This window comes from Ectobacillus panaciterrae DSM 19096 (assembly GCF_000430785.1).
In the GTDB taxonomy this organism is placed as follows: domain Bacteria; phylum Bacillota; class Bacilli; order Bacillales; family Bacillaceae_G; genus Ectobacillus; species Ectobacillus panaciterrae.
Window position 1 is genome coordinate 1 of sequence record NZ_AUMR01000148.1, and the last position, 5,340, is coordinate 5,340.

The following is a 5,340-nucleotide window of genomic DNA, read 5'->3' on the forward strand; positions in this document are numbered from 1 at the left end:
ACAAATAGCGCATAAGTGTAGCGTAAGAACGAGGGCGGTAAATAACGCCTAAAATCTGCGCATACACAAGTGTTCATGAGCCTATACTCAACTCTCGAATGCGCTTATAAGGATTGATAATAACGACCTTCTTAACGGTGGATTGCGAAATTCATTCGTTAGGGAGTTTTTTTATTGACTCTTAAGCGTAAGAAGAAGCAAGTCGAGCGTGCGACACAAAAGCAGTATCCAAATCTATCCTTGCGGCAGGCGTTAGACATGGCGATTGCAGGGAAGAAAGCCGAAGGGCTGCGTGAGAGAATGCTAAGAGACTACATTAAAATGTGGGGCTACTTTACCGACTGGCTTAACAAGAGCTATCCCGAAATCGAAACAGTAGACGAGCTGTCGGCAGAGATTTTTCGTAATTATGTTAATTACATGTAGTATGACGCAAGACGTTACGAAGGTCACAAGTACATTACTAAGAGAGAAGAGATTGAACTAAAGGAGACGACCATTAATATACGTTTGCGTACGTATCGTTCTATGTTCAATTACTTAGAGCGAGAGGAACTTATAGAGTATAACCCGATGGATAAAGTGAGGCTATTACGTCAAGACATAGACCTTACGAACTGTTTAACAGATGAAGAGGTCAAAGCGGTGTTAGCGCAGCCTAACCAAAGGGATTACATTGTCTTTCGTGACTTTGTGGCTATGAACTTGCTTTTAGATAGTGGTATGCGTATTAATGAGGCTCTAAATCTGCGCATAAATGAAATTGATTTTAATGACGTATGTCTCCATCAGCTTTTAAAAACATCGTAGCACCTGGATGGTGAAATAAGAGGGGATGTACGTTCTTCGTAATTCCTACATTTTCTGCGTATTTCTCCAATCATTTACGAAAATAATTGTGATTCATCGGCTCGCCGTAGTTCGTAACAAAGCCGTGATCTGTATCGAGCTCTTCGTTTTCCTTTATTAAATTCCTTAGCAAGTTTGCGGTCGTATTTTAATAGGAGCAATACGTATTTTACGGCTCTTAGCGACAGTTGCGCGAACGGTGATGACGGTTCGCCTTTCGTTTGTTCATTTACAGCAGCCGTTTGCTACGAATCAGCATGGGCGCCATCCTAGCACAAGATCGAGGGTACATTGTCAGCGCACTACGTCTGATGTAAAGCACACATGGGCGTCAAATCTCGAAGCCTTGAGCTTGTAACTGTTACTGACAGCAACTGTAAAAGTAGAGTCTTTTGTAACTTCTGCTAACATCCGCCTTGAGTTTTAGGAACAATAAAATAATTATATTAAGGAGACTGTAAAGTTTGATAGAATTGGAATATATAGATGGGAGCATGTGAGTGAGCACTATAAAAATAAGACCAGAAGAATTAAGAAAAGTTGCTAATTATTTTAAAAATGCGAGTGCAGAAGCGACGGATCTGAATAATAGACTTCAAGGGGGAATATTGAATCTGCAGTCAATGTGGTTAGGAATTTCCAAGCAAGATTTTTATAATAAAATTCCTAGTATGCGTAAGGTTTGTGAATCTTATGTTAGAAATTTAAAAAATATAGAAGTTGAATTAAATCGTATAGCGGATAAATTTGAAAATGCAGATAATCACTTTATTGTCAAACAATCTAGTGCATTAATAGGCGGAACAGATAAGACTAATTTCTTTGCTAAAGCTTTGAGATATGATATAGATTCACAACTTCCTAAAAATTTCCGAACTTTTTTTGGTGATATAGCATCATTTGATAAAATAGGTGGAGAGTCAAAGGGTGCATTAATAGATGCGGGGTTTAAGGCAGGAGATTTTGATATACATGAACAGGTGGTTAGCGGGGAAGCAAAACTTCAATTCGGAGGTGGAATTGGAGGAGAAGCGAAAGCGACTGCAACTATTGTTGATATGGGTATAGATCAAGAGTACGGTAAACTCCATGCTAAAATCGGAAATGCTGAAGTGGGTGTTGAAGCTAAAGATGGTCATATTGGATTTGGAGCAAAAGCTGATGTAGTTAAAGGTGAAGGAGAAATTAAAATTCCTATTCCTTTTACAGATTGGAAAGCAGTTGTTGGTGGTGAGGCAGCTTATGGTAGTATTGGAGGAGAAGCTAAATTAGGGTTAATGAATGAGCTTGATGTCGGTTTCGGCATAGGCTTGGGAGTAAAATTCGGGGTAGAAAAATAGAAAAAGGTTGATTAATATAAATGAATTAAGGGGGAAAATCGTTGTTTTCTTTAGATATATTCAAGAAGATTTTAATTATTTTTTGTATCATTGCAATTCCGTCTAGTTTGTTTGCAATATGGTTTGCAGCAGATGCTTCGTTTAAAGAAAAAATTATTTTATCAGTTATTTTTTGTGTAATAACACCATTGGTAATTTTTGTTTATTATAAGGTTTTCTCATTTTTGTTTAAGAAATTTAAATTTGTAAGGAAAAATTAATTTAGTTGTTAGAGTTTTACGCTTTATATTAAGGAGTGATCTTAATTATGAAAGATACATATAAACCGAAACTTCCTATAGGTGAAGAATTACTACCTATAGGTTCTGTTGTACTTGTTGAAGATATTAATCAACCACTTATGGTGTATGGTAGAAAACAGCAACAAGCAGATCAAAATAAAATATGGGATTATGTAGCTTGCTTATATCCTCATGGGAATTTGTCTAAAGAATATAATATCTTTTTTGATCATAATCAGATTTCTGATTTGTTTTTTAAAGGTTTTGAGACTGTAGAGGAATTAGACTTAAGAAAGACATTATCGCAAATTTAGTGAGAAGGTAGAACTTATTGTATGACAACTATATATACCAATATTTCAAGCTTTGTTTTTATTATCATATTTTTCCTAGCTTTTTGGAAATTGAATGTATGGTATAACAGAAAGCATGGTGTTTCAAAGACATTTCAATGGTTTCCTAAAAAGATTGGAGTTAGAAAAGTATCAGAACATTTATCTCAGTTAAATAAAAAACTAGCAGCACAAGGGAAAGGTATTTGGGTTATGGTGTATGCTGTTGATTTGTATGTTGTAACAATTCCTTTAGTAGTAAGAAAATACAGATCTTAAGTTTAAAATAGTAGAGGAAATATTAAGCGGAGATAATCGTTACTAAAGCAGGAGCGACAATTATCCTCCATTGATTTAGCAATTAGATAGAATGAGAGGGAGAGCGATTGATCTGCTTTCCTTTTTTATTTTACGGGCGAATAATGACCGCCCTATCAATAAGAAAAAGTCCATATGTTCAGTGCACTACGCCTGGCGTTGAACAAACGTAGATGCCATATCTTAAAACCTACGAGGCATGCCACACGGTCACGGCAATAGCGACCGGTCCGAATAGCGAAATTCGTTTTAAAAATTTTTTTCGAATTCGGAAACTAGGGAGGATTACGTGTACTCAATCTTGAAACATCGTATACTCAACCGTATTTAAACGTAATAAGGATTGTAGATAACGACCTTCTTAGCGGTGGATGATGAAATTCACACGTTAAGGGGGTTTTTTATTGTCATTAAAGCGGAAGAAAAAGCGCGTTGAACACGTCGGTCAAAAGAAGTATCCAAAATTTTGGTTTTTAGGGAGAGTTTGATTATATTCTTAACAAATAAAACTATATAAAATTTTTAATATTATTTATGGATAAATTTCATATATTTTCAAGAGTTACCTTTTATAACGATAATAGGAGATGACAATGGGAATGGATAACTTTAAATCGGGAATACCATCACAAACATCCACAAATAATTCAAGCTCACAAGTGTGGAGCTTTGTTTCGGCCCCCGCCTTACATCCCATGAAGGTTTTTATAAATGTGAAAAAACTAGGAACAGCTTCCGGCTTAATATTCGTTGCACCATATACTTCATATAAGGCAACTATGATTGGACAAACAGGTGCACTGATCATGGATCAGGCTGGTAATCCAGTCTGGTTTAGACCGCTCTCTAGTAGATATATACAAAATACGGACTTTAGAGTACAATCCTACAAAGGGAAACCAGTTCTTACCATGTGGCAAGGAACAATATCAGGAACTCAGTCTGCAGATCCTAATCTTCCAGCAGGGGATCCTGAGCCTGGTGCTTATTACCTAATCATAAATCAGAATTATAAAGTTATTAGGAGATTTACTGCCAAAAAGGGGTTCACTGCTGATGTTCACGAATTTACTATTACAAAGCGAAATACTGCTTTGTTTACTGCTGTGAAACAAGTGCCGGCAGATCTAATACCGTATGGAGGTCCAGCAGATGGATATTTTGATAATTACTCCATTCAAGAAGTCGATCTTGAGACAGGCGAGCTCCTTTTCTTTTGGGATGTGCTTGCTCATGTTAATCCGGCCGATTCAATGTTACCCGCGTCATCTGCAACAAGCTCTAATAATATTTGGGACTGTTTCCACGTGAATTCAGTGGAAGAGGGGCCAAACAATACACTCCTAATTAGCATGCGTAACATGTGGGCCATTTATTTGGTTGATAAGAAAACAGGAAAAATTCTCTGGCAGCTTGGTGGCAAAAAAAGTGATTTTACTTTTGGTCCAAACGCAACATTTTCTTGGCAACATGATGCACGTTTTAGACCTGGAACTAGGATAAGTATGTTTGATGATGCTTGTTGTGCTTCTTCAAGCTCCCGGCCTGAGGGCCCAGCACGTGGTTTAATCCTTCAGCTCGATTTCCAAAACATGATTGCAAATGTAAATCGAACATATTATCATGATCCAACGCTATATGTTCCAAGTCAAGGAAATGTTCAAAAACTATCTAATGGAAATCAATTCGTTGGATGGGGGCAGGAACCATATCTTTCTGAATTTAAAAATGCTGGTAATACTGAAAATGATCCTTCATTGAATTTGTTATATGATATGCAGTTTCCTGATCAAAACCTTTCTTATAGGGCGTTTAAGAATAAATGGGTAGGTTTGCCTCTTTATCCACCCAGTATTGCTGTAAATCTATTAAGTAAAGATACGGCGATCGTTTATGCATCATGGAACGGTTCAACTGAAACTGCCTCTTGGCAGGTGCTAGCTGGTCCGACACCTCGTACATTATCAGTTGTGATATTTAGCACTCCTCGCACCGGATTTGAGACAGATATTGATGTTAATTCAGTTGGACCATATTTTCAGGTAAATGCATTGAATTCAAGTGGCCAAGTCATTGGTACGTCACGGATTGCTCGCTTGAGTAAACGGCAGTGTTAAAATACAACTCAACGTTTTTAGTATCGAGATATGAGCGTTCAATCTTTTTTGTAAACAAATAGCGCATAAGTGTAGCGTAAGAACGAGGGCGGTAAATAACGCC

Annotated in this window: 6 protein-coding genes; all 6 read left to right on the forward strand. The window is 37.1% G+C overall.

The annotated features are described in order from the left end of the window. Positions 1-174: 174 nt before the first annotated feature. Positions 175-426 (forward strand): hypothetical protein, encoded by a 252-nt coding sequence (locus H540_RS34850; protein ID WP_028402310.1) that lies wholly within the window; start codon positions 175-177, stop codon positions 424-426. Positions 427-510: 84 nt separating this feature from the next. After that, positions 511-810: a tyrosine-type recombinase/integrase gene (locus tag H540_RS34855; RefSeq protein ID WP_028402311.1), complete on the forward strand. Its 300-nt coding sequence runs from the start codon at positions 511-513 to the stop codon at positions 808-810. Positions 811-1,349: 539 nt separating this feature from the next. Next, positions 1,350-2,189 carry a WXG100 family type VII secretion target gene (locus tag H540_RS0121355; RefSeq protein WP_028402312.1) on the forward strand — a complete coding sequence of 280 codons (840 nt, stop codon included), beginning with the start codon at positions 1,350-1,352 and terminating at the stop codon, positions 2,187-2,189. 307 nt (positions 2,190-2,496) lie between these two features. Next, positions 2,497-2,784: a DUF4176 domain-containing protein gene (locus H540_RS0121365; RefSeq protein ID WP_028402314.1), complete on the forward strand. Its 288-nt coding sequence runs from the start codon at positions 2,497-2,499 to the stop codon at positions 2,782-2,784. Positions 2,785-2,805: 21 nt separating this feature from the next. After that, positions 2,806-3,081, forward strand: a complete 276-nt coding sequence (locus H540_RS0121370) for a hypothetical protein (protein WP_028402315.1) — start codon at positions 2,806-2,808, stop codon at positions 3,079-3,081. Between the two features lie 632 nt (positions 3,082-3,713). Then, entirely contained in the window at positions 3,714-5,237 is a 1,524-nt protein-coding gene (locus H540_RS0121380; RefSeq protein WP_245592321.1) for an arylsulfotransferase family protein, read from the forward strand. Positions 5,238-5,340 lie beyond the last annotated feature (103 nt).

Excerpts from the sequence above, each read along its gene's own strand:
- H540_RS0121380 (WP_245592321.1), top strand. The coding sequence starts at position 3,714 with ATGGGAATGGATAACTTTAAATCGGGAATACCATCACAAACATCCACA.
- H540_RS0121365 (WP_028402314.1), top strand. The coding sequence starts at position 2,497 with ATGAAAGATACATATAAACCGAAACTTCCTATAGGTGAAGAATTACTA.
- H540_RS0121370 (WP_028402315.1), top strand. The coding sequence starts at position 2,806 with ATGACAACTATATATACCAATATTTCAAGCTTTGTTTTTATTATCATA.